Origin of the sequence: Nonomuraea sp. NPDC001636 (genome assembly GCF_040298265.1) — a bacterium.
Taxonomy (GTDB): domain Bacteria; phylum Actinomycetota; class Actinomycetes; order Streptosporangiales; family Streptosporangiaceae; genus Nonomuraea.
Window position 1 is genome coordinate 83641 of the sequence record NZ_JBEOZT010000034.1, and the last position, 25808, is coordinate 109448.

Sequence of the window (25808 nt, forward strand, 5' to 3'; positions counted from 1 at the left end):
CGAGACTAATAGTGTGGGGGCGTGACCGAACCACTTGTTTCCAGGATGCGCGCCTTCGGCACGACGATTTTCGCCGAGATGAGCGCGCTCGCCGTGCAGACCGGGTCCATCAACCTCGGACAGGGCTTCCCTGACACCGACGGCCCGGCCGCCATGCTCGACCGCGCCGTGCAGGCGATCACCTCGGGCGCCAACCAGTACCCGCCGGGGCCTGGGGTGCTGGAGCTCCGGCAGGCGGTCTCGGAGCACCGGATGGCCCACTACCGGCTCGACTACGACCCGGCGGGCGAGGTGCTGGTCACCGTGGGCGCCACCGAGGCCATCGCGGCGAGCGTGCTGGCGCTGTGCGAGCCGGGCGACGAGGTGATCGCGTTCGAGCCGTACTACGACTCCTACGCGGCCTCGATCGCGCTGGCCCAGGCCAGGCTCGCGGCGGTGACGCTGCGTCCGGTGGACGGCCGCTTCACCTTCGACCCCGACGAGCTGCGCGCCGCCGTCACGCCGCGTACCCGGGCGATCCTGGTCAACTCACCGCACAACCCGACGGGGACCGTCTTCACCAGGGACGAGCTGACGGTCATCGCCGAGCTGTGCCAGGAGCACGGCCTGATCGCGATCACCGACGAGGTCTACGAGCACCTCACCTTCGACGGCGTCGAGCACGTCCCGCTGGCCACGCTGCCCGGCATGCGCGAGCGCACGGTCATGATCTCCTCTGCGGGCAAGACGTTCTCGGTCACGGGCTGGAAGACCGGCTGGGTGTGCGCGCCGCCCGAGCTGGTGCGGGCGGTCTCCACGGTCAAGCAGTTCCTCACCTTCACCGCGAGCGCGCCCTGGCAGCTCGCGGTGGCGTACGGACTGCGCACCGAGCTGGAGTGGGTGGCCGCGCTGCGCGCCGGGCTCCAGGACAAACGCGACCGGCTGATGGACGGGCTGGCGGCGGCGGGCTTCGAGGTGTTCGGGCCGGCGGGCACGTACTTCGTGCAGACCGACATCCGGCCGCTGGGCTTCACCGACGGCCTGGAGCTCACCCGCCGCCTGCCCGAGCTGGCCGGGGTGGTGGCCATCCCCACGCAGGTCTTCTACGAGCACCCCGAACGCGGCCGGCACTTCGTCCGCTTCGCGTTCTGCAAGAAGGACGAGGTCATCGACGAGGCGGTGACCCGGCTCAAGCGCCTGTCGCAGGGGTAGCCCGGCGCAGGCCGTCGAACAGCACGGCCAGGGCCCTGGCCCGCAGGTCGTCGCTCCAGTTGTGGTGCTGCGCCGCCAGGCAGGCGGCGCTGAGCAGGGCGAGCAGCTCCGTCATGCCCACGTCCGCGCGCACCGCCCCCGCTCGCTGCGCCCGCTCCAGCAGCGCGCCGATCGCGCCCCTGATGTCGGGCGCGCCCGCCTTGGCGTCGATGCCGGCGCTGGCCAGGGCGTCCACCAGGATCTTCTTGACCGTCGAGTAGGCCACGATGCGGTCGAAGAACTCGAAGAAGGCCGCTCCGGCGTCGGCGGCGCCGGCCAGCTCTGCTGCCATCTCGGCCAGCCGCTCCTGCCGGTCGGCCACGATCGCCGCGTACAGGGCCTCCTTGGTGGGGAACTGGCGGTAGATCGTCCCCACGCCCACGCCGGCCAGCGCGGCGATCTCGCGCATCGAGGCGTCGAGCCCGTCGCGGGCCAGCACGACCTCGGCCGCCTCCAGCACACGGGCGCGGTTGCGCCGGGCGTCGGCACGCATGGGCCCTCCTCGCGTCGAACATCCTCGCGTTGACATCCGGAACCGTTGTTCCGTATCGTTCCCCGCATCCAAGCGGAACAGTCATTCCGATTCTAGGGGCATTCGTGCACTTCCCAACCATGGGACGTTCCGGGCTGCGCGTCTCCCGCGCCTGCCTCGGCACCATGAACTTCGGCACCGAGCACGGCCTGGCCGCGGGCGACGCCGCCGAGGCGGGCCGCGTCATCGACGCCTACCTCGACGCGGGCGGCAACTTCATCGACACCGCCGACCTCTACCACCGGGGCGAGACCGAGGAGATCGTCGGCCGGGCGCTGCGCGGCAGGCGCGAGTGGGTCGTGCTGGCCACCAAGGGCGCCATGCCGGTCGGCCCGGAGGGGCGGGGCCTGTCCAGACGGCACCTCACCCGCGCCCTGGAGGCCAGCCTGCGCCGCCTCGGCACCGACTACATCGACCTCTACCAGTGTCACCAGTGGGACCCGGGCACGCCGATCGAGGAGACGATGGCCACCCTCGACGGCTTCGTCCGCGCGGGCAAGGTGCGCTACCTCGGCTGCTCCAACTTCACCGCCGCGCAGATCGTCGAGGCGCAGTGGGCGGCCGAGCGGGTGGGCGGCACGCCGTTCGTGAGCCTGCAACCGCAGTACTCGCTGCTCCAGCGGGTCGTCGAGGCCGAGATCCTGCCCGCCTGCGCCCGGTTCGGCCTCGGCACGGTCGTGTACGGCGCGCTCGGCGGCGGCGTCCTGACCGGCCGCTACCGGCGCGGCGAGCTCCCCGACCCGGACAGCCGCATGGGCCGCCTGCTCGGCGCCGCGATGCCCGGCGCGGCCCGCTGGGCGCAGTCGCTGCTCAACGACCGCAACCTGGCCGTCGCCGAGGGGCTGGCCGAGGTCGCGGCCGAGCTGGGGGCCGACCCGGCCGCGGTCGCCCTGGCCTGGGTCGCGGGACGTCCCGGCGTCACGTCGGTGCTGCTCGGGCCGCGCTCGGTACGGCAGCTGCGGGAGAACCTGGCCGCCTTCGACCTCACCCTCCCGCCGGAGGCGGCCACCCGCCTGGACGACCTCTCCGACCCCGCCCACACCCCTGCCGACGGCTCCTTCTTCCACCTCGTCCCCCGCTGACCTCCGACCGGCGCAACCGAGAGTAAAGCGTTCCCGGTGGTTTCGCTGCCATGGCGCCCCACGCCACGATGAGGGCATGGCCATGACCCTTCGCCTGAACGACGAACAGACCGAGGCTCTTCGTGCGCGTGCCGAGCTGGAAGGGCGAAGCATGCGGCAGATCGTGCTGCGCGCGATCGAGGAGTACCTGGAGCGCGCCTCCGACGACGAGATCACCGACGCTCTTGCGGAGAAGGGGGCCAGGCGATTCGCGGACCTGTTGCGCAGGCTGGGCGCGTGATCCGCTACGTCAGCCTCGACACAAGGGCCTCGGATCGCGCGGCCGCGCTGGGCGGCCCCCTTCAGCGCGCGACCTCGGGCTCCTGGGAGGCCGTGCTCCTGCGGCCGCAGACCTCGCTGTTCGGGCATGACACCCATCCCGACCTGATGACCAAGGCCGCGGTCCTCCTCCACTCGATCGTCACCAACCAAACAAGCGCGCAGGCTGGCTGACGACCTACGTCTTCCTCGCGAAGAACGGAATCGAGTTCGACCCGGCCGACGACGACGCCTACGACCTGGTCGTCGCCGTCGCCTCCGGCAAGCTCGACGACGTGACGGAGATCGCCGGGGCGCTGCGCACGTTCACGAGGTGAGCTTGACCGGGAGGCGGCGTTGGCGGATGGCGGTGCGGACGGCCTTGGCGAGCTGGTCGTACTCGGCCACGCGGGCCGAGGAGGCGCGGTAGGCCAGGCCGATCGTGCGGCCGGGGGCGGGGGCGGCGAAGCGGCGCAGCGCCAGGCGTACCCGCTTGCCGGTCTCCACCGGCACGGCCGACTCCGGCAGCAGCGTCACGCCGAGGCCGCCCGCCACGAGCTGCACCAGCGTCGGCAGGCTGGTCGCGTACGTGGTCGCGGTGGCCCGCGCGCCCACCTCGCGGCACACGTCTATGGCCTGTTCGCGCAGGCAGTGGCCCTGGTTGAGGAGCACGATGTCCAGGCCCTTGAGCGCGTCGCGGTCGAGCGGCGCGGGGTCCGCGGCCAGGGGGTGGTCGTGGGGGAGGGCCAGCAGGAAGTCCTCGTCGTAGAGCGGCGTCTCCACCAGGCCGCCCACGTCCGTCGGCAGGGCGAGCAGGACCAGGTCGAGCCGTCCCTCGCGGACCTCCTCCAGGATCGTGTCCGTCTTGGCCTCGTGGACGGTCAGCTTGAGCTGCGGGAAGCGCTGGGCGAACATGGGCAGCAGCGCGGGCAGCACGTACGGCGCCACGGTGGGGATGACGCCGAGGTGGGCCGGTCCGCTGAAGGGCTCGCGGTTCTGGGCGGCCTCGCCCATCAGGTCCTCCACGGCGGCCAGCACTCGCCAGGCGTGCTCGGCCACGCGCTCGCCGGCGGAGGTGAGCAGCACCTTGCGGGTGGTCCGCTCCAGCAGCTGTGTGTCCAATATCTCCTCCAATGAGGCGATATTTCCGGAGAGGGTGGGTTGGCTCATCTTCAGTGCCGTCGCCGCCTCCCTGAAGTGGAGATGCTCGGCCACGGCGAGGAAGGAACGCAGCTGAGCGAGGGTGGGCATGGGCTCACTGATAGGAATCACCTCTCAGATTGGTCCAACTACTCGATTTCTCGAATCAATGCTAGGTGCGGCAACGTAGGTGCCCTGACCCGCACTTCCTCCGAAGGAGTAGGAACTTGCTCACCGTCGGTGACCGCTTCCCCGAGTACGAACTCACGGCCTGTGTCGACCTCGACCCCGACAAGGCGTTCGCTGAGATCAACCACAAGACCTACGAGGGCAAGTGGCGCGTGGTGTTCTTCTGGCCGAAGGACTTCACGTTCGTCTGCCCGACCGAGATCGCCGAGTTCGGCCGTCTCAACGGCGAGTTCGCCGACCGTGACGCCCAGGTGCTCGGCGTCTCGGTGGACTCCGAGTTCGTGCACCACGCCTGGCGCAAGAACCACGAGGACCTGCGCGACCTGCCCTTCCCGATGCTGAGCGACATCAAGCGCGAGCTGTCGCAGGCCTGCGGCGTGCTCGGCCAGGACGGCGTCGCCCAGCGCGCCACGTTCATCGTCGACCAGAACAACGAGATCCAGTTCTCGATGGTGACCGCCGGTTCCGTGGGCCGCAACGTCAAGGAGGTCCTGCGGGTCCTCGACGCCCTGCAGTCCGACGAGCTGTGCCCGTGCAACTGGAACAAGGGCGAGGCCGGCCTCGACGCCCAGAAGCTGCTTGCCCAGTGAGCGTCGACACCCTGAAGTCGCTCCTGCCCGACTACGCCAAGGACACCAGGCTCAACCTGGGCTCGGTCACGACCACCTCGTCGCTGACCGACCAGCAGCTCTGGGGCACCGTCCTGGCGTGCGCCCTGGCCACCAGGTCGGCGCGGGTCATCGCCGAGCTCTCGCAGGACGCCGCCGAGCACCTGTCGGCCGAGGCGTTCACCGCCGCCAAGGCGGCCGCGTCGATCATGGCGATGAACAACGTCTACTACCGCGCCACCCACCTGATCGGCGACGAGACGTACGCGACGCTGCCGGCCAGGCTCCGGATGACCGTGATCGGCAACCCGGGCGTGGACAAGACGGACTTCGAGCTGTGGTGCCTGGCGGTCTCCGCGATCAACGGCTGCGGCCGCTGCCTGGAGTCGCACGAGCAGGTGCTGCGGGGCGCGGGGCTGCCGCGTGAGCAGGTCCAGGAGGCGCTGCGGGTGGCCGCCGTGATCAACGCCACCGCCGCGACCCTGGAGGCCGAGGCCGCGCTCCAGACGGTCTGACCTCCCCGCGGAACCGCGAAGGCGCGAACCGCGTAACGAGCAGAACCGCGTAACCGCAAGACCGCGAAACCGTAGAACCGCGAAGGCGGGTGCCCGTACGGGTGCCCGCCTTTCGCGTGCGCGGGGGTCCTAGCTGCCCTGGGGTTCGTCGAGCGGGGTGAGCGCCTGGCTGGCCTGCTCGTGCTCCAGGCCCGTGGCCTGCAACAGGTCCACCGCGATCGACCGCAGCTGCGCGATGATGACGTGCGCCGAGAAGCCCAGCCGCTCGGGCCGTTCCCGGCCGGCCACCGCGAGCAGCGCCTGCCGCGCCAGCAGGGGATCGCGTCCGGCGGCCAGCTCCAGCTGCAGCAGCAGCGCCGCCTCCGAGACCTCGCGCATCGCCTCGGCCAGCGCCGTGGGCGGCGGGCTCGCCTCGCCCAGCGCGGCCAGCGTGCGGCGGACCATCACCCGGGCGTTGCGCAGGGCCAGGTCGACGGGGACGGCGGCGGTCTCGTACCGGGTCAGGGCGGCCCGGCGATGCCAGTGCAGCGGCGAGATCATGGTGATCTCCTTGCTGGTCTCCAGCGCCATCGAGAACTCCTCGACGGCGGCCTGCGTCGTCCGCGCCTCCTCCAGCGCCTCGGCGGCCAGGTCGACGTCCCGCTTCTCGATCGCCTCCGCCGCCTGCTCCAGGACGGTGGACAGCGCGTCCAGCACCCCCGACAGGTGTTTGGCCGCGATGGTGAACGGGCTGGCGGGCATCAGCGCGACCGCCGCGACGCCGATGACGCCCCCGGTGAGGGCGTCGGCCATGCGGTCGAGGCCGCCGGCGTTCTCGCCGGGCAGCAGCGTGGCCACCAGCACCGCCGACGAGCCCGCCTGCGCGACGAACAGCGCCCCGCCGTTGAGCAGCAGCGCGACGGCCATGGCCAGCCCGACGACCAGCGCCAGCTGCCAGGGGCCCGAGCCGATCCAGGACACCAGCAGGTCGCCGACGCCGACGCCGACGCTCACGCCGACCACCAGCTCGGCGACGCGCCGCAGCCGCTGGCCGAGCCCCACGCCGACGCAGATCAGCACGGAGATCGGCGCGAAGAACGGCCGGGCGTGCCCGAGCAGGTCCACGGCGACGATCCAGGCCAGCGCCGCGCCCACCGCGCACTGCACGATCGAGGGCGCCATGAGACCGAACGTGCCCAGTCGTTCCCTTACATGATCGCTGAGCCTCGTTCGCACCTTTTCACCTTGGCGGATCTTTGTGACATTGAGGTCACGTTTGCCCCGTGACATCCGGCTGAACCACGCCGGGGGCGAGCCGCCTGCGGACGAGCACGATCACCGCGACCACGACCGGCGTGGCCATCCACAGGAACGTGGAGTCCTCGCCGACGCCGAATGCCAGGACCGCGCTGACCGCCCAGAGCACCCCGCAGCCCCAGTACACCCAGGCCGAGGTGGCCATGCGCCGCCTGCTCGCGTGGGCGTTGAGCAGCCCCTGCGACAGGGCCAGCGTGAACAGCGCGCCCTGGCAGAACATCAGGAGCGCCTCGGTCCCCGCGAACAGCGCCAGCGCCAGCCCCTTGGACGCCTGCACGTCGATGTCGGCCGCCGACATCTCGCTCCACAGGTTCATCGTGTACGGCAGGAACGCCGAGCACAGCAGCAGCGGCACATGCAGCAGCAGGACCGGCTGGGAGACCCGGTGGAGCTGGTCGAAGAGCGTGTGGTGGGCCCGCCAGCTGAACCACAACATGAGGAAGGCCAGTGCGAACGCCGCGAACGAGCCCTGGTGATGGCTCAGGAAGCCCGCGAGGTCACGGAAGTCGTCCTCAGAGGGGCGGGGGATCTCCAGGACGAGCAGCGTGATCGCGATCGCGAAGACGGCGTCGCTGAACATCCCGACCCGCTCCGGGGTCATGCCGGGACGGGGGGCCGGTGGGGGGCTGGACACAGCGGGTCTCCGTGACTCGTGGGGGGACGACCAGCATAGAGGGGCCGGACCTGTCTGGGCTCACCTGCCCAGGAAGGCGTCCACCGCGGCCAGGAAGGCGGCCCGCTCGGTGGCGTGGACGAGGTGCCCGGCCTCGATCGTGACCAGCTCGGCGCCGGGGATCAGGCGGGCCAGCCCGGGGGCGTCGAACGGGCTCAGCCGTCCGCCCGACAGCACCAGCGTGGGCGCCGTGATCTTCCCCAGCTCGGCGGCCAGCGCCGGGTCGGGATCGACGATGAACGGCTCGGTCTGGTGCATCATCCGCCAGTCGAAGCCGGTGGAGTCGTCCTCCACGAGCGGCTGCCGCCCCTTGATCGGGTACGGCGCCGTGACGTCCTCCAGCACCAGCCGCTCGACCCGCTCGGGGTGGCGCATGGCCACGTGGTAGGAGACCATGCCGCCGAGCGAGTGCCCGACCAGCCGGACGCGGTCGAGGCCCAGGTGGTCGAGGAGCGCCACGACGTCCTCGGCCATCGTGCCCACCGCGTACTCGCCCGGACGGTCGCTGGCCCCGTGGCCGCGCAGGTCGGGGGCCAGGACGTGGTGACGGGCGGCGAAGTGCTGGGTGATGCCGTTCCAGTCGTTGTGGTCCGCGGTCCTGCCGTGGAGGAGGACCAGCGGCGGAGCGGCGGGGTCGCCCTCCTCGCGGTAGACGAGCTTGATGCCGTTGACGTGGGCTTCGCGAATCACATCCGGGACACTACCTTCGTTCCTTTTGTGCCCTTCCAGGTTCCGCCGAGAGCTTGACCGGCCAGCGCACCTTGACATCGCCGCGGCCGTTCATGGGCAGACATTGCCCATGAACCCCGCCGGGCCGCTCGGCTAGCGTCGCGACGGTGGGGAAGCCGGTACTGGAGAAGGGGCAACGCATGCCGGACCCGATTGAAGTGCGAAAGGTGCCGATCGAGAGCGTGACCGACGCCTCCGGGCTGTCCCGGCTCATCGAGGACGGGGTGATCGAGGCGCGCCGGGTGCTCGCGGTGATCGGCAAGACCGAGGGCAACGGCGGCGTCAACGACTACACGCGCATCCTGGCCGACCGGGCCTTCCGCGAGGTCCTGGCCGAGCACGACCACCCGTCCCCCGAGAGCGTGCCGCTGGTGTGGTCGGGCGGCACCGACGGCGTGCTCAGCCCGCACGCCACCGTCTTCGCCACCACGGCGGACGCGCCGATGAGCGACGAGCCGCGCCTGTCGGTGGGCGTGGCGATGAGCGAGGTGATCCTGCCCGAGGACATCGGCCGTCCGGCGATGGTGGAGAAGGTGGCCGCCGGGGTGCGGGAGGCCATGAAGATCGCCGGCATCGACGACCCGCGTGACGTGCACTACGTCCAGACCAAGACGCCGCTGCTCACCCTGGCCACCATCACCGAGGCCAGGAGCCGCGGCCAGGACACCGCCATCGAGGAGACCGGCCCGTCGATGGACCTGTCCAACTCCACCACCGCGCTCGGCATCGCCGTCGCGCTCGGCGAGATCGACATGCCGCGGGCCGACCAGATCCACAAGGACCTGTCGCTGTACTCCTCGGTGGCGTCGTGCTCGTCGGGGGTGGAGCTGGACCGGGCGCAGATCGTGCTGGTGGGCAACGTGCGCGGCATCGGCGGGCGCTACCGCATCGGGCACAGCGTCATGAAGGACGCGCTCGACGCCGACGGCATCTGGGCGGCCATCAGGGACTCCGGGCTGCCGCTGCCGGACCGCCCCCACCCTTCCGACCTCGGCGGGCGGCTGGTCAACGTGTTCATGAAGTGCGAGGCCGACCCGTCGGGGCGGGTGCGCGGGCGGCGCAACATCATGCTGGACGACTCCGACGTGCACTGGCACCGGCAGATCAAGGCGGCCGTCGGCGGGGTGGCGGCCTCGGTCACCGGCGACCCCGCGGTGTTCGTCTCGGTGGCCGCCGTGCACCAGGGGCCGTCGGGCGGTGGACCGGTCGCGGCCATCGCCGACCTCGGCTGAGCGGCCGGGCCTCGGTCAACCGTCCGGGCCTCGGTCGCTCGGCCGGCCCGGATGACCGGTCGGCCCCGGCTCGCACCAGGGGAGCACGGTCAGCTCGGGCCAGGCTTCGGCGCAGCGCGCCGCCTTGGCCTCGTAGACCTCGCGCGGTGCCTGCCGGGGGTTGGGACGCAGCACGAGGTTGAAGGCGTCGGCCACGCCGTAAGGGGCGTAGACCTGCCACGCCCCCGACGGGGTGATTCGGACGCCGATCGCGCTCGTGGTGCTGGGGAAGGAGTCGATCGCGGCCTCGGAGCTGTCGTAGGGCGGGCACGGCACGCCGAAGCGGCGCTCGTACCACAGGTGGACGCGGGCCTCGTTGCGGATCTCCACCGGCACGTCGCCGAACAGCTCCCGCCCGGCCCTGATCGCGCGGTCCTCCGCCTCCCACGACAGGTCGGACGGATCGTGATAGATCAGGTCGTAGTCTTTGACGCCGTAGCCCGCCGGACGCCCGGTCACGTGGTTCCAGATCGCCTGGACGACCGCGCCCGCCGCCAGCCACCAGCCGGGCAGGCCGAGCGAGCGGGCTCCGCCGAGCACCCGCACCAGCACCGGGTCGGTCTCCAGCACGGCCCGCACGGCCGCAGTCTGCTCGTCGAGGGGGAGCCGAGAGATCCGCACCGCACCTGTCTAGCAGCCCGGCCCGACAGAACACCGACAGAAGACCGGCAGAACACCGGCAGAACGCTCACGAGCATCCCAGGAAGGAAGGCATCCAGGAGCGGGGGCGGTAAGGCTCGCGGGTAGTCTCGTTCGTTGTGCCGACCATCCCACAGCCACTCGACCCCGACGACGACGGCAGCGCCGCCCCCGCCGTGGCCGCCGCCCTGGCCGCCTACGAGTCGGGCGCGTGCGGCCCCGCCGACGTGCTGGCCGCCCTGAGCGGCGCGCGGCTGCTGGTGCCGGTGGTCGCCCTGCTGACCGAGTCCGAGGTCGGTGAGCACGGGCTGCGCCAGGAGAAGGAGAGCGAGATGGCGCTGCCCAAGCTCGTCGGCCAGGACGGCAGGCACGCGGTGCTCGCCTTCACCGGCACCGACGCGCTGAGCAGATGGCGCAAGGACGCCCGCCCGATCCAGACCGGCACGCTCCAGGTCTGCCGGGCGGCCGTGCACGAGGAGGCCGCGGCGGTCGTGGTCGACGTGGCAGGCCCGGTGCAGTTCGTGATCGAGGGCGAGGTGCTGAGGGCGCTGGCCGCGGTCGAGTCCGGCACCGTCGGCCAGCTCGGCGGCGTCACGGTCGCCAGGATGGAGCCCGCCCCGCCCCGCCGCCGCTGGTTCTCCCGCCGAAACAACTGAACACCGCTTCCCCACGGAAACGGCTGAGCACCGCTTCCTCCCTCAAGCCGGACAAGCCGACGCCCCCGACCGGTGTCGTCACCGGCCGGGGGCGTTCGCCGGACGTCCTCAGGAGCGGATGTGCTCAGGAGCGGACGTCCTCAGGAGCGGACGTCGTCAGGAGACGGTCAGGTAGAACCCGGTGTCGGCCGCCACGCCGTCGGCGAGCTGGCTGTAGACCGCGACCGCCCGGTAGTGGCCGCCGCAGATCGCCGCCCCGCGCTGCACCGACAGCGAGCGCGGGTAGCTGGACCGGCCGGTCGGCGTCACGTGGATCGCCAGGTCGCCGTTGTAGTCGACGTCGTCGCCGAGGATCACGCAGTACGTCCCGCGGAACATGCGCCTGACCTCCTCGACGTTCTTGCTGGCGGTCACCACGCCGTCCGCCCTGACGGTGGCCGAGGCCTGGGCGTAGGGAGTGTCCGCGTACGCCGCCGCGGGGGTGAGGACGGCCGCCGCGACGAGCGCGACGCCGGCGGCGCGCCGGATGATGTTCATATGGGTGCTCCCTCGGTTCTCGGTCAGGAGATGGTCAGGTCGAAGCCGCCGTCGGCGAGCCGGCCGGTGCTGGTGTCATAGACGCCGACGGTGATCGTGTTGGACTCGTGGCAGGTCGCCGACGAGTTCCGGTAGGCGATGAACGGCAGGCGGCGGGGCGCCCGCGGGGTGATCTGGATCACCGCGGCGGACGTGGTGACGTGCCTGTCGACCATCACGCAGTAGCGGCCGGTCGAGGCCCGCCACGTCTTGAGGATGTTCTTGCCGTTGTTCAGCTCGCCGTCCGCGTCGACGATCGCCGCGGCCCGCGCGTAAGGGGCCTGCAGGTCGGCGTACGCGGCGGGGCCGGTCATGATGAGGCTTGCGGCGCTCAGCGCGAGGCCGCCGGCCAGGATGCCACGGAACATGGGTCTTCCTCTCGGTCACTCTTCCGGGGGGCCACGACAGAAAGTAAGTTCCTGACCACCCCCGCAGCCGCGTGCCACCCCGTCCCGGACGATCAAAGTTCCTTGGGGGATCGCCCCCGAACCCATGACCGCCGGCGTGCGTCGCGGCCCTCCGTCCGGGGCGCGAAGGCCCGCCGGGACGCGGGTTCGCTCTTGGCGCACGCCATACCCGGGCCGCCCGCCGCGATCCCGGGACGGCCGCCGGGCCGCCGCATTAGTGTCTGCTCGTGGTCGCACTGATGGCGCTGCTCGGTCTGGTCGCCGGACACCAGGTCAGGGCGCTGGCCGACGCCTACGACGACCTCGCGTCCCCGCCGTCCTGGCCGCCGGGCGTGGAACTGCTGACCGCCGCCGTGACGGCGCTGACCGCCTGGCTCGCCGGGCCGCCGTACACGGGGCTCGCGCTGGCCGGCACGGCGCTGGCGGTCATCGACTGGCGTACCACCCTGCTGCCCGACGCGATCACGCTGCCCGCGTACCCGATCATCGCACTGACCCTGCTCCCCACCGGGGAGCTGCCGCGCGCGCTGCTCGGCGCGGCGGCGCTGGCGGCTGTCTACGGTCTGTTGTGGTTCGCCAGGCCGGCCGCGATGGGCCTCGGCGACGTCAAGCTGGCCGGGCTCATCGGCATGGCGGCGGCGGCGATGAGCTGGCAGACGTGGGTGGCCGCCGCGTTCGCCGGGCAGGTGCTCGGCGCGCTGTACGCGGTCGCGCTGCTGCTCACCGGGCGGGGCGACCGGCACACCCAGTTCCCCTTCGGGCCGTTCATGCTGCTCGGTGCTTTCGTGGCGCTCTGTCTCGGCTGGTGAACGACGGACATCCCACCCGGCCGCACGTGGAAGACTTGGAGTCATGTTGCGCTGGTTGACGGCCGGAGAGTCCCACGGCCCCGAACTCGTTGCCATCCTCGAAGGACTGCCCGCCGGGGTCGAGGTGACCACGGCCGCGATCGACGAGGCCCTGCGCCGCCGCAGGCTCGGCTACGGCCGCGGCGCGCGGATGAAGTTCGAGCAGGACCAGGTGACGATCGTCGGCGGCGTGCGCCACGGCCGCACCATGGGCAGCCCGGTCGCCGTCCGCGTGGGCAACACCGAGTGGCCCAAGTGGGAGAAGGTCATGTCGGCCGACCCGGTCGACCCGGCCGAGCTGGCCGGCCTGGCCCGCAACGCGCCGCGGTCCCGTCCCCGCCCCGGCCACGCCGACCTGGCCGGCATGCAGAAGTACGGCTTCGACGACGCCCGTCAGGTGCTCGACCGGGCCAGCGCCCGCGAGACCGCGGCCCGCGTCGCGCTCGGCGAGGTCGCCAGGCGCTTCCTGAAGCAGGCGCTCGGCGTCGACATCGTCAGCCACGTCACCTCCATCGGCGGCGCGCAGACCCCGACCGAGGTGCTGCCCGGCCCTGGCGACCTGGCCAGGATCGACGAAGACCCGGTCCGCTGCTCCGACCCCGAGGGCAGCGCCGCCATGGTCGCCGTGATCGACCAGGCGCACAAAGACGGCGACACGCTCGGCGGCGTCGTCGAGGTGCTCGCCTACGGCCTGCCGCCCGGCCTGGGCAGCTACACCCACTGGGACCGCAGGCTCGACTCCCGGCTCGCCGCGGCCCTCATGGGCATCCAGGCGATCAAGGGCGTCGCGGTCGGCGACGGCTTCGAGACCGCCCGCCGGCCCGGCTCGCGCGCCCACGACGAGATCGAGTACACCGCCGAGAACGGCGTCAAGCGCGTCACCAACCGCGCGGGCGGCGTCGAGGGTGGCATGACCAACGGCGAGGTTCTGCGGGTCAGCGCCGCCATGAAGCCCATCTCCACCGTGCCGAGGGCCCTGGCCACGATCGACGTCAAGACCGGCGAGGCGGCCAAGGCCCACCACGAGCGCTCCGACGTGTGCGCCGTCCCGGCCGCGGGCATCGTGGCCGAGGCCATGGTCGCGCTGGTGCTGGCCGACGCGGCCCTGGAGAAGTTCGGCGGCGACTCGGTGGAGGAGGTCGCCCGCAACCTGTCCGGCTACCTCTCCTCGATGGTGATCAAGTGACGGCCGCGCGGAGCGAACGAGAAGGGGTGAGCGACCAGTGACCAGAGCCGTGCTCATCGGCCCGCCCGGATCCGGCAAGACCACGATCGGCCAGCTGCTGGCCGAGCGGCTCGGCGTCGCCTTCCGCGACACCGACGCCGACGTCGAGGCCGTGGCCGGCAAGCCGGTCGCCGACATCTTCGTCGAGGACGGCGAGGCCCGCTTCCGCGAGCTGGAACACCAGGCTGTGCGCCGCGCCCTGGCCGAGCACGACGGCGTCCTGTCGCTCGGCGGCGGCGCCGTGCTCAACGAGGAGACCCAGGCCCTGCTCGCCGGTCACCACGTGGTCTACCTGCAGGTGGGCCTGGCCGACGCGGTCCAGCGGGTCGGGCTCGGCTCGGCCAGGCCGCTGCTCGTGCTCAACCCGCGCAGCCAGCTCAAGAAGCTGATGGAGGAGCGGCGGCCGGTCTACGAGCGCCTGGCCGTGGTCACGCTCGCCACCGACAAACGCGACCCCGGCGAGCTCGCCGACGAGATCCTGGAGGGTCTGCCGGCATGACCGCGACGCGGATCGCCGTATCCGGCGACAGCCCCTACGACGTCGTGGTGGGCAGCGGCGTGCAGGCCGAGCTGCCTGGCCTGTTCCGGCCGGGCGTGCGCACGGTCGCCGTTGTCCGCCCGCAGGGCCTGCCCGAGCTGTCCCGTCCGGTCCTCGCGGCGCTGGCCGAGGCCGGCTACGAGGTGGCCGACCTGCCCGTCCCCGACGGCGAGGCGTGCAAGACGCCCGAGGTGGCCGCCGGCCTGTGGTCCGCGCTCGGCCGCCACGGCCTGACCCGCTCCGACGCCGTCGTGGGCGTGGGCGGCGGCGCGACGACCGACCTGGCCGGGTTCGTGGCCGGCACCTGGCTGCGCGGCGTGCAGGTCGTGCTCGTCCCGACGACGCTGCTGGCCATGGTCGACGCTGCCGTCGGCGGCAAGAACGGCATCGACACCCCCGAGGGCAAGAACCTGGTGGGCACGTTCCTGCCGCCCGCCGGGGTGCTCTGCGACCTGGCCGTGCTGCCCGGCATGCCGAAGGCCGACTACGTGGCGGGGCTCGCTGAGATCATCAAGGGCGGCTTCATCGCCGACCCGCAGATCCTCACGCTGATCGAGTCCGACCCCGAGGGGGCCACCCGGCCCGACGGCCCCCACACCCGCGAGCTGATCGAGCGCAAGATCCGCGTCAAGGCCCACGTCGTGGGCGCCGACCTGCGCGAGCAGGGCCTGCGCGAGATCCTCAACTACGGCCACACGCTCGCCCACGCCATCGAGCGCGACGAGCACTACACGATCCGCCACGGCGAGGCGGTCGCCATCGGCATGGTCTACGCCGCCGAGCTGTCCCGGCTGTCCGGCCGCGCCGACCTGACCGCCCGCACCCGCGCGATCCTCACCTCCGTGGGCCTGCCGGTCTCCTACCACGCCGGCGCCTGGCCGCGGCTGCGCGACCACATGCGGCTGGACAAGAAGAACCGGGGCGCCAAGCAGCGTTTCGTCGTCCTCGACGACCTGGCCAGGCCGGGCCGCCTCGAAGACCCCGCCGAAGAGCTGCTCGAAGCCGCCTACAAGGAGATCGCGCGATGATCCTCGTGCTCAACGGCCCCAACCTGAGCCGGCTCGGCACCCGCGAGCCCGACGTCTACGGGGCCGAGACGCTGGAGGACCTCGCCGAGCTGTGCCGTGAGACCGGCCGCAAGCTCGGCGAGCAGGTCGAGGTGCGCCAGACCGACGACGAGGCCGAGCTGATCGGCTGGCTGCACGAGGCCGCCGACGGCCGCATCCCCGTCGTGCTCAACCCGGCCGCCTTCACCCACTACTCCTACGCCGTGCGCGACGCCATCGCCCAGCGCACCGCCCCGCTCGTCGAGGTGCACATCAGCAACCCCGCGGCGAGGGAAGAGTTTCGCCACACCTCGGTCGTCGCCGGGGTGGCGACGGGCACGATCGCCGGATTCGGACTACAGTCCTACGTCCTGGCGCTACACGCTATCGCGGAGATGAACAGCAGCTCATGAGGCAATACAAGTCCTTCGTCGCACTCGGGGACAGTTTCACCGAAGGACTGAACGATCCAGGCCCCGACGGGCACTACCGCGGCTGGGCCGACCGGGTGGCCGAGCGGCTCGCCGCCGACGACCCGGCGTTCCGCTACGCGAACCTGGCCGTCCGCGGCAAGCTGCTCGACCAGATCGTCACCGAGCAGGTGCCGCGGGCCATCGAGATGGGTCCCGACCTGGTCAGCTTCTGCGCGGGCGGCAACGACCTGCTGCGGCCGGGCAGCGACCCCGACGTGATGGCCAAGCGCCTGGCCCGCGCGGTGCGCGACCTGCGGGCCGGAGGCGCGGACGTGCTGCTGTTCACCGGGGTCGATCCGCGCGACACGCCGCTGATGCGGCGGCTGCGCGGCCGTTTCGCCATCTTCTACCTGCACATCCGCTCCATCGCCGACCTCTACGGCTGCCGGCTGGTCGACCAGTGGTCGATGCAGGGGCTGCGCGACTGGCGGGCCTGGAGCGCCGACCGCCTGCACATGAACGAGGACGGCCACCGGCTGGTGGCGGCCCGCGTGCTCGACGTGCTCGGGGTGCCGTTCGACGACTGGCGCAAGGATTGGCCGGAGCGGCTGGTCGACCCGCGGGCGCGGCGCCGCGAGGACGCCCAGTGGATCCGCGAGCACCTGGTGCCGTGGATGTCCCGCCGCCTGCGCGGCACCTCCTCCGGCGACGGCCTCACCCCGAAACGCCCCGACCTCACCCCGTTCTAGCCGCTCTCGCAGGACCGCCCCCGGATCAGGCCCGCTCAGGGTTCCGTCGCGGGCTCGCGGGGCCACGGAGTGGGGCAGGGCGGGCTCGCGTGACGGCGGCCCGCCGGTGAAGGGTCAGCGGGCGTTTCCTGGAAGGCCACCGGCCCCGTACGGCGGGTGGCCTGACCCGGCGAAGCCGTAAGAAAAAAGGCCGTTGCCCGAAGACAGCCCCTGAAAAGCAGCGGGTCAGGACTCGGTGGACAGGCGCTTGAGCGCGGCACGGGGGACGGCCGGGTCGGTGGTGCGCCAGAACGGCGGCAACGAGCCCAGCAGGAAACCGCTGTACCGGGCCGTGGCCAGGCGCGGGTCGAGGACCGCGATGACGCCCTTGTCGTCCTGGGCGCGCAGCAACCGGCCGGCGCCCTGGGCCAGCAGCAGGGCCGCGTGGTTGGCCGCCACCGCCATGAACCCGTTGCCGCCGCGCGCCGCGACGTGCCGCTGCCGGGCCGAGGTGAGCGGATCGTCGGGACGCGGGAACGGCACCCGGTCGATGATGACCAGCCGCAGTGACGGCCCGGGGACGTCGACCCCCTGCCACAGCGACAACGTGCCGAACAGGCAGGTCGGCTCGTCCTCGGCGAACTGCTTGACCAGGAGCATGGTCGAGTCGTCGCCCTGGCACAGCAGCGGCACGTCGAGCCGCTCGCGCAGCGCCTCCGTGGCGGCCTTGGCGGCGCGCATCGAGGAGAACAGCCCCAGCGTGCGCCCGCCGGCCGCCTCGATGAGCTCGGTGATCTCGTCGAGATACTGCTGCGGCAGCCCGTCGCGGCCCGGCTGGGGGAGGTGTTTGGCGACGTAGAGGATGCCGGCGCGCTGGTGGTCGAACGGCGAGCCGACGTCGATGCCCTGCCAGCGCTTGCTGTCGCCCAGCCCCCACTGCGCGGCCAGCCCGTCGAACGTGCCGCCGAGGGCGAGCGTGGCGGAGGTGAGCACCACCGTGCGCTCGCCGAACAGCCGGTCGCGCAGCATGCCGCTCACGCTCAGCGGCGCGACCCGCAACATGGGCGGGCGGCGGTCGGTGGCGCCGTCGAGCCAGACCACCTCGGCGCGGTCGGCCTCGGCGGCGTGGCCGTAGGCGTCGAGCATGCGCACGGCGGTGTCGTGCACCTCGTCGAGCGCGGTGAAGGCGGCCTTGCGCTGGCCGGCCTTGTCGGGGTCGTCCTTGTCGGCGTTGCGCGGGCCCATGGCGGTGATGCAGCGCCAGGCCGTGTCGCGGATGAGCTGCAAGGTGAGGCCGAGCACCTGCGGCAGCTCGTCGATGCGGCCGGGCGGGGCGGCGGCCAGCAGCGCCTTGAGGTCTTCGCCCGCCTCCATGAGCTGGTCGGCGAGCGGCTGCTCGATGAGCCGGCCGACGCGGCGCACGGCCAGCAGCACCGACGCCTCCGACAGCTCGCTGGTGACCACCGAGGTCACCCGGTCGACCAACTCGTGGGCCTCGTCGACGACCACGACCTCGTGCTCGGGCAGCACCGGCAGGTCGCCCATGGCGTCGATGGCCAGCAGCGCGTGGTTGGTCACCACGACGTCGACCTCGCCCGCGCGGGCCCTGGCCAGCTCGGCGAAGCACTCGGGGCCGCTCGGGCAGCGGGTGGCGCCCAGGCACTCCTGCGCGCTCACCGAGAACTGCCGCCAGGCCTGCTCGCTGACGCCGGGAACCAGCTCGTCGCGGTCGCCCGTCTCGGTCTCGTCGGCCCACTCCTGGATGCGCTGGACCATGCGGCCGGTCGCGCTCACCTCGCGCGGGTCGAAGAGCTGGTCCTGTTCGTCCTCCTCGGGCCAGCCCGCCGTCGCCTTGTAGCGGCACAGGTAGTTGCGCCGGCCCTTGAGTATGGCGAACGTCGGTTCGTGCGGCAGTTCCTTGCCCAGCGCCTCGGCCAGCCGGGGCAGGTCGCGGTCGACGAGCTGGCGCTGCAGCGCGATGGTGGCCGTGGAGATCACGACGGGGGAGTCGCTGTCCATGGCGTGCCGGATCGAGGGCACCAGGTACGCCAGCGACTTGCCGGTGCCCGTGCCCGCCTGGACGGCCAGGTGTTCCTCGTCGTCGATGGCCTTCTGGACGGCCTTGACCATGGTGACCTGGCCCTGCCGTTCGCTCCCTCCGAGAGCGCCGACCGCGATGCTGAGCAGTTCGTCCACTGACGGGAGATGGGAGTCCGGCACGGTCGTCAACGGTACCCGCAATCCCGGGCCGACGCGCCGGGACGCCCTGTGTCCGGTCATGCGCATCCCGGCGTTCGCGGGCTCCCCGCGCGACTCGCGTGGCACACTGTCGAGCGGAACTTCAACTGGTCAGGAAGATCTTGCTGGTGTGATCGATGGGGTTCACGGTCTCGATGGTGAGAGCGGTTAGGTAGGGTTTTCCGGGGTTGAGTGGACGAATAAAGGCTGGTTAAAGCAGTATGTCTGCCATGTCGGAAGTTGTCCCGTTGCCGTCGTTCGGCGAAGTCTTCTTCGATGCACGAGGTCAGGAGCGGTGCCTCCGGGTCACGTGGCATGAGGGCACACTCGTCCTCAGCCTGTGGCGAGGGGAGATGTGCACAGCGAGCTTCCGCATGCCGATGGAGGACGTCGGCAGGCTGCTCGACACGCTCGACGACGGCTACGCCGAGGCCACGGGCGAGCAGCCCGCGGTGCCCGCGGCCGATCCGGGAACCGAGGTCATGCCGGGCACCGGCACGTACCACCGGCCGCCCCAGCACGCCCAGCAGCAGCCTCCGCCGCCCGCGCTCGACGAGCGGCCCACCGCGTCGCTGTCGCCCAACGACGTGCTGGTCGCGCGCGGCCCCGCGCCGCAGGACAAACTCGTGGCCTCCTACAGCGAGACCACCGGCCCCCGGGAGACGCCGTCGTACGGCGAGCGCAGCCCCTTCACCGGCCCCCAGTACGTCGAGCAGCCCGCCGCCCAGTACCCCGGCGACCCGCACAGCGGCCCCCACTACACCGGTGACCCGTTCAGCGGCCCGCAGTACACGGGCGATCCGCTGAGCGGCCCGCAGTACACGGGTGACGCCTTCAGCGGCCCGCAGTACACCGGCGACCCGCTGAGCGGCCCCCAGTACACCGGCGACCCCTTCACCGGCCCCCAGTACGTCGAGAGCAGCGAGCCCGTCTACCAGCTGCCCACCGACCAGCGCCGCCCGGCGCCGCTGAGCACCGACCCGCTCGGCTTCCCGTCGCAGGCCGCCGACCCCTACCCGCCGGCCCAGCAGTACTCCCCGGACTCGTACGGCTCCTACCAGCCGCCGCCGTCCCAGCCCCCGGCTCAGCAGCCGCAGAGCACGGCCGGGCTCGGCACGCCCATGCACGGCATCCCCGGCGCGGGCCGCAGGCACAACCCCGCGCCCGCCCAGGACTCCTACCGCGCGGCCGACACCTACCAGGGCTACCAGCAGCCCGCGCAGCCCAACCCGGTGGACCCGCTGCTGGCGCTCGGCCGCCAGGAGTACCCGCCGCAGTCGTCCGACCCGAACATGGGCCGTCCGTACGTGACGGACCCCCTGTTCTCGACCGGCGAACGCCTGCGCCCCGACCAGCAGCAGGACTACGGCGACGGGCGCGACCGCCGGGAGTGGTGACACCCTCCTCCCAGCCGCCGGGTACGCTCTCGGCATCCACCCGGGCGAGCTGGAGGAGCGTCGTTGAACCCGACCATGGGCCTGCAACTGCTGCTGATGGCCGGTGGCGCGGTCGCGGTCGCGGCGGTGGCGCGGCGGCGGGGCTGGCCGGCCCCGCTGTTGCTGGTCGCGGCCGGCCTGCTGGTCTCGCCGCTGGTGCCGGCCGTGCCGTTGCAGCCGGAGCTGGTGCTGTTCGTGTTCCTGCCGCCGCTGCTCTACTCGGCCGCGCTCGACAGCTCCTACCTGCGCCTGCGTGACGTCAAGCGGGCCGTGGCGCTGCTGTCGATCGGCCTGGTGCTGTTCACCACGGCCGTGGTGGGGCTGGTCGTCCACCTGCTGCTGCCGCAGCTCCCGCTGGCCGCCGCCTTCGCGCTCGGCGCGATCATCGCGCCGCCCGACGCCGTCGCGGCCGTCGCCGTGGGCCGGCGGCTCGGGCTGCCGCGCAGGTCGCTGACGATCCTCATCGGCGAGAGCCTGTTCAACGACGCCACGGCGCTGACGGCCTACCGGGTGGCCATCGGGGCGGCCGTGGGCGGCAGCATCGACCTGTTCCAGGGCGTGGCGCAGTTCCTGTTCGCGGCGCTCGGCGGGGTGGCGATCGGGCTGGCGCTGGCGTTCGTGTTCGCCTGGGTGTTCCAGCACACCCGCGACTCGCTGGTCGAGAACACGCTGATGCTGCTGATCCCGTTCGCGGCGTATCTGGCGGCCGAGTCCGTGCACGTCTCCGGGCTGGGGCCCGAGCCGGTGCACGCCTCGGGCGTGATCTCCGTCGTGGTCGTCGGCCTCTACCTGGGCAACCGCATGCACCAGCGGGGGTTCGGCACCCGGCTGGTGTCCGACGCGGTGTGGAAGGTCACCGACTTCTTCCTGGAGTCGATCGTCTTCGCGCTCATCGGGCTGCAGCTCGTGACCGTGGTCAAGGGCATCAGCGGCTACGGCCCCTGGCAGGTCGCCGGCTACGCGCTGGCGGTGCTCGCGGTGACGATCGTGTCCAGGTTCGTGTGGGTCTTCGCCTTCACCCCGCTGGTCAAGCTCGTCCGGCGGGGCCCGGCGCCCAGCCCGCAGCAGACGGTGATCCTGGGCTGGGCCGGCATGCGGGGCGTGGTGTCGCTGGCGGCGGCGTTCTCCATCCCGCCGGAGATCCCGGCCGACGACCGGGCCATGCTGCTGTTCCTGACGTTCACCACGGTGATCGGCACCCTGCTGATCCAGGGCATGACGTTCCCCGCGCTGATCAGGAAGCTGCGCGTGTCGAGCGAGCAGGAGCGCTACGAGGACACGCTGGCCGAGGCGGCCGCCCAGCAGGCCGCGCTGGAGGCGGGCCTGGCCGAGCTCGAACGGCTGGTCGAGCAGGAGGGCGAGCCCGACGAGATCAAGAAGCAGGTCATCGACCAGCTCAGGGAGAAGTCGTGGCGGCGGTCGCTGACCGCGTGGGAACGTCTGGGCGGCGGCACCGCGCAGGGCGGCGCCGAGACCCCCAGCAGCATCTACCGGCGGCTGCGCCGTGACATGCTCACGGCCGAGCGCGAGGTGTTCGTCCGCCTGCGCGACGAGCGCCGCCTCGACGACGAGGTGCTGCGCGAGGTGATGGCCCAGCTCGACTTCGAGGAGGCCATCCTCGAACGCTGACCCCGACGGGCGCCCGTGAGGGCGCCGGCCGGGTCAGCCCATCTGGTTGTCCACGAAGCACCAGCGCCAGCTCTCGCCCGGTTCGAACGACTGGATCACCGGGTGCGTGGTCTCGTGGAAGTGCTTGGTCGCGTGCTTGTTGGGCGAGGAGTCGCAGCAGCCGATGTGGCCGCACTCCAGGCAGCGCCGCAGGTGCACCCATCGGCCGCCGCTGGCCAGGCACTCCTCGCAGCCCTCTGGGGTCTTCGCCGCCGGGTCGTCGGCCTGGGAAAGATGCTCGCACATTGCCATGGATCAGATCCTAGGACCCGGCCGCCGGCGCCTTCCGCCCAGACCTCCCGTACGGACCCTGACCTGCGAGAACGCCGTGCCTGCCGGGCCTTCGGGGACGGAGTCCCGCGCGAACGGCGGGGTGGTCGATCAGACTCTTCTCAGGGGGTCCGCGCTCAGGGGAGTGAGAAGGCATGGCCGATGTGTTCGCGAAGTGTCGTCTGCCCGGGTACCAGCCGGTCAAGGAGCTGGGCGTCTATCCGTACTACCACCCGATCCAGGCGCGGCCGGGCGACGGCGAGGTGGTGATCGGCGGGCGGGTGCTGGTGCAGGCCGGGTCCAACGACTATCTCGGGCTCTCGGGGGATCCCCGCGTCAAGGAGGCCGCCGTCGCGGCGATCCGGCGGCTCGGGGCGGGTAGCGGCGGTTCGCGGCTGACGAACGGCTCACTCGCGCTGCACGAGGAGCTGGAGGCGCGGCTCGCGGAGTTCCTCGGACGTCCGGCGGTCATGGTGACCAGCGCCGGCTACCTGGCCAACCTCGCGCTGGGCGCACTGCTGGGGCCCGGCGACGTGGTGATCGGCGACCGGCTGGTGCACGCGTGCCTCATCGACGCCGTCCGCCTGGGCGGAGCACGCTTACGCCGCTACCGGCACAACGACATGGAGCACCTGGAACGGCTGCTGGCCGCGGGCGACCCGGACACCGGCCGGATGATCGTGACCGAGGGCATGTTCTCCACCTCGGGGAACGTGTGCGACCTGCCGGGCATCGCCAAGCTGGCCCGCGCGTACGGGGCCCGCGTCGTGATGGACAGCGCCCACGACGCCGGCCTGCTCGGGGACGCCGGTCGCGGCGCCGCCGAGGCGCACGGCCTGGAGGAGGCCGTGGACGTGCAGACCATCACCTTCTCCAAGTCGTTCGGCACGATCGGCGGCGCGGTCGCCGGGCCGGCGGAGATCATCCTCGACCTGCGCCACCACGCGCGGTCCATGGTGTTCACCGCCGCGCTGTCACCGGCCTGCGCCGCCGCCGCGCTGGCCGCCCTGGAGATCGTCGTCGCCGAGCCGGAGCGGCGGCGCCGGTTGCGGTCGGCGGCCGGGCGGCTGAGCGGCGAGCTGGCCGGGCTGGGGTACGCCGTCGTGCCGTCGGACCGTCCGGTCATCGCCGTGCCGGTGGGGGAGGACCTGCGCTGTTTCCGGTTGTGGCGGGAGCTGTTCGACGAAGGGGTGTTCACCACGGCCATGATCTCGCCCGGGGTGCCGCCGGGGCAGGCGCTCATCCGGGTCAGCCTCACCGCCACCCACACCGACGCCCAGCTCGACCGGATCGCGGCCGCCTTCGCCGCCGCCGGCCGTCGAACGGGGCTTCTTCACTGATCGCGGGCGCCGCCGCGGGCGCGGGGCGCTGGGTAAGGTCGAGGTATGCGACTCATCAAGAGCCGGTTCGTGCCCCTGGCGCTCTTCGCCGTCTGCGTCCTGGCCGCCGGGTGCGGCGAGGTCAACGACACGATCGACAAGGCCCAGGCGTGCCTGGAGGCGCCGAAGATCGTCACCGAGCTGGCCGCCAAGGTCAAGGACCTCACCGACGACCCCAAGGCCATGGAGAAGGCGCTCGACGACGCCGCGGGCAAGCTCAACGACGTGGCCGACAAGGCCGCCAACACCACGCTCAAGCAGGCCAGCGAAGACCTTGCCAAGACTTTGGGCGGGATCAACGTGCAGAACGTGAACGACGCCGTCGACGCGGCCCAGAAGGTGGGCAGCGAGGCGGTCGACTACGCCCAGCAGGTCGCCAAGGCGTGCAGCTGAAATCCCGGCTTCTCTAGGGGAAAAGGGGACGAATTACCATATAAGGCATGGAGCCCGACCCGCGTTTCACCTTGGCCAACGAGCGCACCTTCCTCACGTGGCTGAGCACGGCGCTGGCGCTCAGCGCGGGCGGGGTGGCCATGGCGGCGGTGCCCTCCGACGTGTTCGTGCCGTGGGTCCGCACGGTGCTGGCGGTCATGCTGGTGTCGTTGTCCGCGCTGGCCGCGGGCATGGCCTATCCGCGCTGGCGCAACATCCAGCGCGCCCTGCGCAACCAGGCGCCGCTCCCGCCGCCCGCCCTCGCGGCGGTCTTCGGGTACGGCGTCGCCACCGTGGCCGTCGTCGCCCTCGTGCTCATCATCCTGTCGGTCTAGATGTCACAGGAGATCTGGGACGCGGGCCTGCAGAGCGAGCGCACCCGGCTCGCCTGGGTCCGCACCGCCGTGGCGCTGGCCACGGGCGGGCTCGGCGCGGCCGGGCTCGCGGTGCGCCACGGCCTGCCCGCCGTGGCCGTCGCGGGATTCGCGCTGGCCGCGCTGTGCGGCGCGGTCCTGCTGATCAGGACGGGGGTGCGCTTCCGCCGGGTCCAGGAGGCCCTGCACGGCGGACGGCCCATCGACGCCGGCCTCGACGCGCTGTTCGCCTGGCTCGGCACCCTCAGCGTCGTGCTCGGGGCGGTCACCTTCGTGCTCACGGTCCGGTGACCCCCGGCTTGCGATGTTCCGCAGGGGAGGCGGACACTCGTAGTGAGGGGGTGACCTCAGTGGAGGAAGAACGCAGGACCCTGCCCTTCGAGTGCCGCGGTTGCTGGCACGTCTGGGAAGAGGACTACCTCGTCCGGCACGTCGACGACGAGCACGGGAACGCCGCCGAGATCTGGCTCAGGGACGGGCTCGTGGTGCCGCCGCCGTCGTACGGGGTGATCTGCCCGCATTGCGGCTGCCAGCAGACCACCACGTTCCCGGCCGGTTATCTCGCCCGGCATCCGGAGCTGTTCCGATCGGGCGAGCCCGTCGTGCCGGACGCGACGCCGCTGCTCAGCCCGGTTCCGCCGCGGCGTCCGTACTGACGGGAAACGCGACGGCGGCCGGGCATGTGCCGAAAAACGGCGCTAAACCATGACACTTGGTAAGCGTTTCGTAGCTTGAAGTGTCATAAGGTGCGTCTTGCGCAGGCGCGGGGTCAGGCGCAGACTCAGGTCTAGACCACTGAATCCCCAGCCGGGGGTGATCCTCGTGCGCGACGGGTTCGAGACCCGCGAGACCTGGCCCTTCGAGTGCCTGCGCTGCCTGCGTGTCTGGGAGGAGGAATTCGTCGTCCGGCATTTCGCCGACGACCACGGCAATCAGGTCGAGATCTGGCTCAGCTCCGGCGTTGCCGTGCAACCCCCCTCCTCGGGCACGTGCTGCCCGGGATGCGGCGCCTACCACGTGACGTCGTTCCCGAACGGCTACCTGGCCAGGCACCCCGAGCTGCGGCCGGACCCGGAAGCGCGGCCCGAGGTGCGGCCGCAACTCGTGCCCGAGCTCGGCGCCGTGTCGGGTCCGGCGCTGGAGGAGCCGAAGGCGCCCCTGGCGGGGGCGCCGCTGGCCGGTCGGCTGCTCGTCGCGATCGGGGTGCCCGTCGCCCTGTTCGTCGGGTACGAGCTGTACCGCGGCCTCGTGGGCGCCGCGCCCGTCCACCACTAGCGCCAATGCCGGGAAGTTAAGACGGCTGGCGGTCGAGTCAAGGTGTTCGGCCGAACCTGGGACATGAGAACGGAGATCCAGTAGAACGGGTGATCTTC

At 72.0% G+C, this 25808-nt stretch carries 32 protein-coding genes; 22 read left to right on the plus strand and 10 right to left on the minus strand.

The annotated features are described in order from the left end of the window. The first annotated feature begins 21 nt into the window (after positions 1-21). Entirely contained in the window at positions 22-1191 is a 1170-nt protein-coding gene (locus tag ABT158_RS43360) for a pyridoxal phosphate-dependent aminotransferase (protein ID WP_352363926.1), read from the plus strand. Here ABT158_RS43360 and ABT158_RS43365 read toward each other — a convergent pair. Further along, positions 1169-1723: a TetR/AcrR family transcriptional regulator gene (locus tag ABT158_RS43365; protein ID WP_352363928.1), complete on the minus strand. Its 555-nt coding sequence runs from the start codon at positions 1721-1723 to the stop codon at positions 1169-1171. The two genes, ABT158_RS43360 and ABT158_RS43365, sit on opposite strands and share 23 nt — an antisense overlap. Before the next feature lie 119 nt (positions 1724-1842). Between ABT158_RS43365 and ABT158_RS43370 the strand changes: the two genes are divergently transcribed. The 3 genes from ABT158_RS43370 to ABT158_RS43380 all read left to right on the plus strand — a co-directional run bounded on the left by ABT158_RS43370 (position 1843) and on the right by ABT158_RS43380 (position 3336). Next, positions 1843-2844, plus strand: coding sequence for an aldo/keto reductase (locus ABT158_RS43370; RefSeq protein ID WP_352363930.1), 1002 nt, complete (start codon positions 1843-1845; stop codon positions 2842-2844). A 76-nt stretch (positions 2845-2920) separates the two neighbouring features. After that, positions 2921-3124, plus strand: a complete 204-nt coding sequence (locus ABT158_RS43375) for a ribbon-helix-helix protein, CopG family (protein WP_352363932.1) — start codon at positions 2921-2923, stop codon at positions 3122-3124. After that, positions 3121-3336, plus strand: coding sequence for a hypothetical protein (locus ABT158_RS43380; RefSeq protein ID WP_352363934.1), 216 nt, complete (start codon positions 3121-3123; stop codon positions 3334-3336). The genes ABT158_RS43375 and ABT158_RS43380 overlap by 4 nt, the downstream gene beginning before the upstream one ends. A gap of 132 nt (positions 3337-3468) precedes the next feature. Here ABT158_RS43380 and ABT158_RS43385 read toward each other — a convergent pair whose 3' ends face one another. Then, the gene (locus tag ABT158_RS43385; protein ID WP_352363936.1) at positions 3469-4392 is read right to left on the minus strand and encodes a LysR substrate-binding domain-containing protein; all 924 of its coding nucleotides are present in this window, start codon (positions 4390-4392) and stop codon (positions 3469-3471) included. Positions 4393-4508: 116 nt separating this feature from the next. Between ABT158_RS43385 and ABT158_RS43390 the strand changes: the two genes are divergently transcribed. Beyond that, positions 4509-5060 (plus strand): peroxiredoxin, encoded by a 552-nt coding sequence (locus ABT158_RS43390; protein ID WP_352329929.1) that lies wholly within the window; start codon positions 4509-4511, stop codon positions 5058-5060. Next, complete coding sequence (ahpD, locus tag ABT158_RS43395; protein ID WP_352363938.1) at positions 5057-5593, plus strand: alkylhydroperoxidase, AhpD family; 537 nt, start codon at positions 5057-5059, stop codon at positions 5591-5593. Before ABT158_RS43390 ends, ahpD begins: the two co-directional genes overlap by 4 nt. Before the next feature lie 129 nt (positions 5594-5722). Here the strand turns inward: ahpD and ABT158_RS43400 are convergent, their stop codons facing one another. From ABT158_RS43400 to ABT158_RS43410, 3 genes are all read right to left on the minus strand, one after another. After that, complete coding sequence (locus ABT158_RS43400; RefSeq protein ID WP_352363940.1) at positions 5723-6754, minus strand: FUSC family protein; 1032 nt, start codon at positions 6752-6754, stop codon at positions 5723-5725. A gap of 88 nt (positions 6755-6842) precedes the next feature. Continuing rightward, on the minus strand, positions 6843-7523 hold the full coding sequence (locus ABT158_RS43405) for a TMEM175 family protein (RefSeq protein ID WP_352363942.1): 681 nt from the start codon (positions 7521-7523) through the stop codon (positions 6843-6845). A 60-nt stretch (positions 7524-7583) separates the two neighbouring features. Continuing rightward, positions 7584-8252: an alpha/beta fold hydrolase gene (locus ABT158_RS43410; protein WP_352363943.1), complete on the minus strand. Its 669-nt coding sequence runs from the start codon at positions 8250-8252 to the stop codon at positions 7584-7586. A 179-nt stretch (positions 8253-8431) separates the two neighbouring features. On the opposite strand from ABT158_RS43410, the gene bar reads away from it, so the two are divergent. After that, positions 8432-9523: a barbiturase gene (gene bar / locus ABT158_RS43415; protein ID WP_352363945.1), complete on the plus strand. Its 1092-nt coding sequence runs from the start codon at positions 8432-8434 to the stop codon at positions 9521-9523. Between the two features lie 15 nt (positions 9524-9538). Here bar and ABT158_RS43420 read toward each other — a convergent pair whose 3' ends face one another. After that, a complete protein-coding gene (locus tag ABT158_RS43420; RefSeq protein ID WP_352363947.1) occupies positions 9539-10183 on the minus strand; it encodes a nucleotidyltransferase family protein in 645 nt (214 codons plus the stop codon). Between the two features lie 137 nt (positions 10184-10320). Between ABT158_RS43420 and ABT158_RS43425 the strand changes: the two genes are divergently transcribed. Beyond that, complete coding sequence (locus tag ABT158_RS43425) at positions 10321-10857, plus strand: SseB family protein (protein WP_352363949.1); 537 nt, start codon at positions 10321-10323, stop codon at positions 10855-10857. 156 nt (positions 10858-11013) lie between these two features. On the opposite strand, the gene ABT158_RS43430 is transcribed toward ABT158_RS43425, so the two are convergent. Continuing rightward, complete coding sequence (locus ABT158_RS43430) at positions 11014-11394, minus strand: hypothetical protein (protein WP_352363951.1); 381 nt, start codon at positions 11392-11394, stop codon at positions 11014-11016. Positions 11395-11417: 23 nt separating this feature from the next. Further along, positions 11418-11801, minus strand: coding sequence for a hypothetical protein (locus ABT158_RS43435; protein ID WP_352363953.1), 384 nt, complete (start codon positions 11799-11801; stop codon positions 11418-11420). Between the two features lie 266 nt (positions 11802-12067). Here ABT158_RS43435 and ABT158_RS43440 point away from each other — a divergent pair, with 266 nt between their 5' ends. Genes ABT158_RS43440 through ABT158_RS43465 form a run of 6 tightly spaced genes read left to right on the plus strand, consistent with a single transcriptional unit; the run spans position 12068 to position 16659 of the window. Continuing rightward, positions 12068-12649, plus strand: a complete 582-nt coding sequence (locus tag ABT158_RS43440; RefSeq protein ID WP_352363955.1) for a prepilin peptidase — start codon at positions 12068-12070, stop codon at positions 12647-12649. A gap of 43 nt (positions 12650-12692) precedes the next feature. Next, complete coding sequence (gene aroC / locus ABT158_RS43445; RefSeq protein WP_352363957.1) at positions 12693-13874, plus strand: chorismate synthase; 1182 nt, start codon at positions 12693-12695, stop codon at positions 13872-13874. Between the two features lie 37 nt (positions 13875-13911). Beyond that, entirely contained in the window at positions 13912-14412 is a 501-nt protein-coding gene (locus tag ABT158_RS43450) for a shikimate kinase (RefSeq protein WP_352363959.1), read from the plus strand. Next, positions 14409-15479 (plus strand): 3-dehydroquinate synthase, encoded by a 1071-nt coding sequence (aroB, locus tag ABT158_RS43455; protein WP_352363961.1) that lies wholly within the window; start codon positions 14409-14411, stop codon positions 15477-15479. The genes ABT158_RS43450 and aroB overlap by 4 nt, the downstream gene beginning before the upstream one ends. Next, positions 15476-15910: a type II 3-dehydroquinate dehydratase gene (gene aroQ / locus ABT158_RS43460; RefSeq protein WP_352363963.1), complete on the plus strand. Its 435-nt coding sequence runs from the start codon at positions 15476-15478 to the stop codon at positions 15908-15910. Before aroB ends, aroQ begins: the two co-directional genes overlap by 4 nt. After that, the gene (locus tag ABT158_RS43465; RefSeq protein WP_352363965.1) at positions 15907-16659 is read left to right on the plus strand and encodes an SGNH/GDSL hydrolase family protein; all 753 of its coding nucleotides are present in this window, start codon (positions 15907-15909) and stop codon (positions 16657-16659) included. Before aroQ ends, ABT158_RS43465 begins: the two co-directional genes overlap by 4 nt. Positions 16660-16884: 225 nt before the next feature. Here the strand turns inward: ABT158_RS43465 and ABT158_RS43470 are convergent, their stop codons facing one another. Further along, positions 16885-18858, minus strand: coding sequence for an ATP-dependent DNA helicase (locus ABT158_RS43470; protein WP_352363967.1), 1974 nt, complete (start codon positions 18856-18858; stop codon positions 16885-16887). Between the two features lie 392 nt (positions 18859-19250). Here ABT158_RS43470 and ABT158_RS43475 point away from each other — a divergent pair, with 392 nt between their 5' ends. Further along, positions 19251-20273: a hypothetical protein gene (locus ABT158_RS43475; protein ID WP_352363969.1), complete on the plus strand. Its 1023-nt coding sequence runs from the start codon at positions 19251-19253 to the stop codon at positions 20271-20273. A gap of 63 nt (positions 20274-20336) precedes the next feature. After that, a complete protein-coding gene (locus ABT158_RS43480) occupies positions 20337-21941 on the plus strand; it encodes a Na+/H+ antiporter (RefSeq protein ID WP_352363971.1) in 1605 nt (534 codons plus the stop codon). Positions 21942-21974: 33 nt separating this feature from the next. Here the strand turns inward: ABT158_RS43480 and ABT158_RS43485 are convergent, their stop codons facing one another. After that, positions 21975-22232 (minus strand): ubiquitin carboxyl-terminal hydrolase 14, encoded by a 258-nt coding sequence (locus tag ABT158_RS43485; protein ID WP_352363973.1) that lies wholly within the window; start codon positions 22230-22232, stop codon positions 21975-21977. A 173-nt stretch (positions 22233-22405) separates the two neighbouring features. Here ABT158_RS43485 and ABT158_RS43490 point away from each other — a divergent pair, with 173 nt between their 5' ends. From ABT158_RS43490 to ABT158_RS43515, 6 genes are all read left to right on the plus strand, one after another. Further along, on the plus strand, positions 22406-23590 hold the full coding sequence (locus ABT158_RS43490) for an aminotransferase class I/II-fold pyridoxal phosphate-dependent enzyme (protein ID WP_352363974.1): 1185 nt from the start codon (positions 22406-22408) through the stop codon (positions 23588-23590). A 45-nt stretch (positions 23591-23635) separates the two neighbouring features. After that, positions 23636-24022, plus strand: coding sequence for a DUF8711 family protein (locus ABT158_RS43495; protein ID WP_125635023.1), 387 nt, complete (start codon positions 23636-23638; stop codon positions 24020-24022). A 47-nt stretch (positions 24023-24069) separates the two neighbouring features. Then, positions 24070-24396 (plus strand): YidH family protein, encoded by a 327-nt coding sequence (locus ABT158_RS43500; protein WP_352363977.1) that lies wholly within the window; start codon positions 24070-24072, stop codon positions 24394-24396. Further along, entirely contained in the window at positions 24397-24726 is a 330-nt protein-coding gene (locus tag ABT158_RS43505; protein WP_352363979.1) for a DUF202 domain-containing protein, read from the plus strand. Between the two features lie 59 nt (positions 24727-24785). Beyond that, positions 24786-25091: a hypothetical protein gene (locus tag ABT158_RS43510; RefSeq protein WP_352363981.1), complete on the plus strand. Its 306-nt coding sequence runs from the start codon at positions 24786-24788 to the stop codon at positions 25089-25091. 166 nt (positions 25092-25257) lie between these two features. Beyond that, positions 25258-25710, plus strand: coding sequence for a hypothetical protein (locus ABT158_RS43515; RefSeq protein WP_352363983.1), 453 nt, complete (start codon positions 25258-25260; stop codon positions 25708-25710). Positions 25711-25808 lie beyond the last annotated feature (98 nt).

What these genes read in the sequence shown, in the direction of transcription:
- bar (WP_352363945.1), top strand. Translation starts at nt 8,432, where the DNA reads ATGCCGGACCCGATTGAAGTGCGAAAGGTGCCGATCGAGAGCGTGACC.
- ABT158_RS43435 (WP_352363953.1), bottom strand. Translation starts at nt 11,801, where the DNA reads ATGTTCCGTGGCATCCTGGCCGGCGGCCTCGCGCTGAGCGCCGCAAGC.
- ABT158_RS43365 (WP_352363928.1), bottom strand. Translation starts at nt 1,723, where the DNA reads ATGCGTGCCGACGCCCGGCGCAACCGCGCCCGTGTGCTGGAGGCGGCC.
- aroB (WP_352363961.1), top strand. Translation starts at nt 14,409, where the DNA reads ATGACCGCGACGCGGATCGCCGTATCCGGCGACAGCCCCTACGACGTC.
- ABT158_RS43370 (WP_352363930.1), top strand. Translation starts at nt 1,843, where the DNA reads ATGGGACGTTCCGGGCTGCGCGTCTCCCGCGCCTGCCTCGGCACCATG.
- aroQ (WP_352363963.1), top strand. Translation starts at nt 15,476, where the DNA reads ATGATCCTCGTGCTCAACGGCCCCAACCTGAGCCGGCTCGGCACCCGC.
- ABT158_RS43400 (WP_352363940.1), bottom strand. Translation starts at nt 6,754, where the DNA reads ATGGCGCCCTCGATCGTGCAGTGCGCGGTGGGCGCGGCGCTGGCCTGG.
- aroC (WP_352363957.1), top strand. Translation starts at nt 12,693, where the DNA reads ATGTTGCGCTGGTTGACGGCCGGAGAGTCCCACGGCCCCGAACTCGTT.
- ABT158_RS43495 (WP_125635023.1), top strand. Translation starts at nt 23,636, where the DNA reads ATGCGACTCATCAAGAGCCGGTTCGTGCCCCTGGCGCTCTTCGCCGTC.
- ABT158_RS43475 (WP_352363969.1), top strand. Translation starts at nt 19,251, where the DNA reads ATGCCGATGGAGGACGTCGGCAGGCTGCTCGACACGCTCGACGACGGC.
- ABT158_RS43465 (WP_352363965.1), top strand. Translation starts at nt 15,907, where the DNA reads ATGAGGCAATACAAGTCCTTCGTCGCACTCGGGGACAGTTTCACCGAA.
- ABT158_RS43485 (WP_352363973.1), bottom strand. Translation starts at nt 22,232, where the DNA reads ATGGCAATGTGCGAGCATCTTTCCCAGGCCGACGACCCGGCGGCGAAG.
- ABT158_RS43500 (WP_352363977.1), top strand. Translation starts at nt 24,070, where the DNA reads ATGGAGCCCGACCCGCGTTTCACCTTGGCCAACGAGCGCACCTTCCTC.
- ABT158_RS43430 (WP_352363951.1), bottom strand. Translation starts at nt 11,394, where the DNA reads ATGAACATCATCCGGCGCGCCGCCGGCGTCGCGCTCGTCGCGGCGGCC.
- ABT158_RS43385 (WP_352363936.1), bottom strand. Translation starts at nt 4,392, where the DNA reads ATGCCCACCCTCGCTCAGCTGCGTTCCTTCCTCGCCGTGGCCGAGCAT.
- ABT158_RS43505 (WP_352363979.1), top strand. Translation starts at nt 24,397, where the DNA reads ATGTCACAGGAGATCTGGGACGCGGGCCTGCAGAGCGAGCGCACCCGG.
- ABT158_RS43375 (WP_352363932.1), top strand. Translation starts at nt 2,921, where the DNA reads ATGGCCATGACCCTTCGCCTGAACGACGAACAGACCGAGGCTCTTCGT.
- ABT158_RS43490 (WP_352363974.1), top strand. Translation starts at nt 22,406, where the DNA reads ATGGCCGATGTGTTCGCGAAGTGTCGTCTGCCCGGGTACCAGCCGGTC.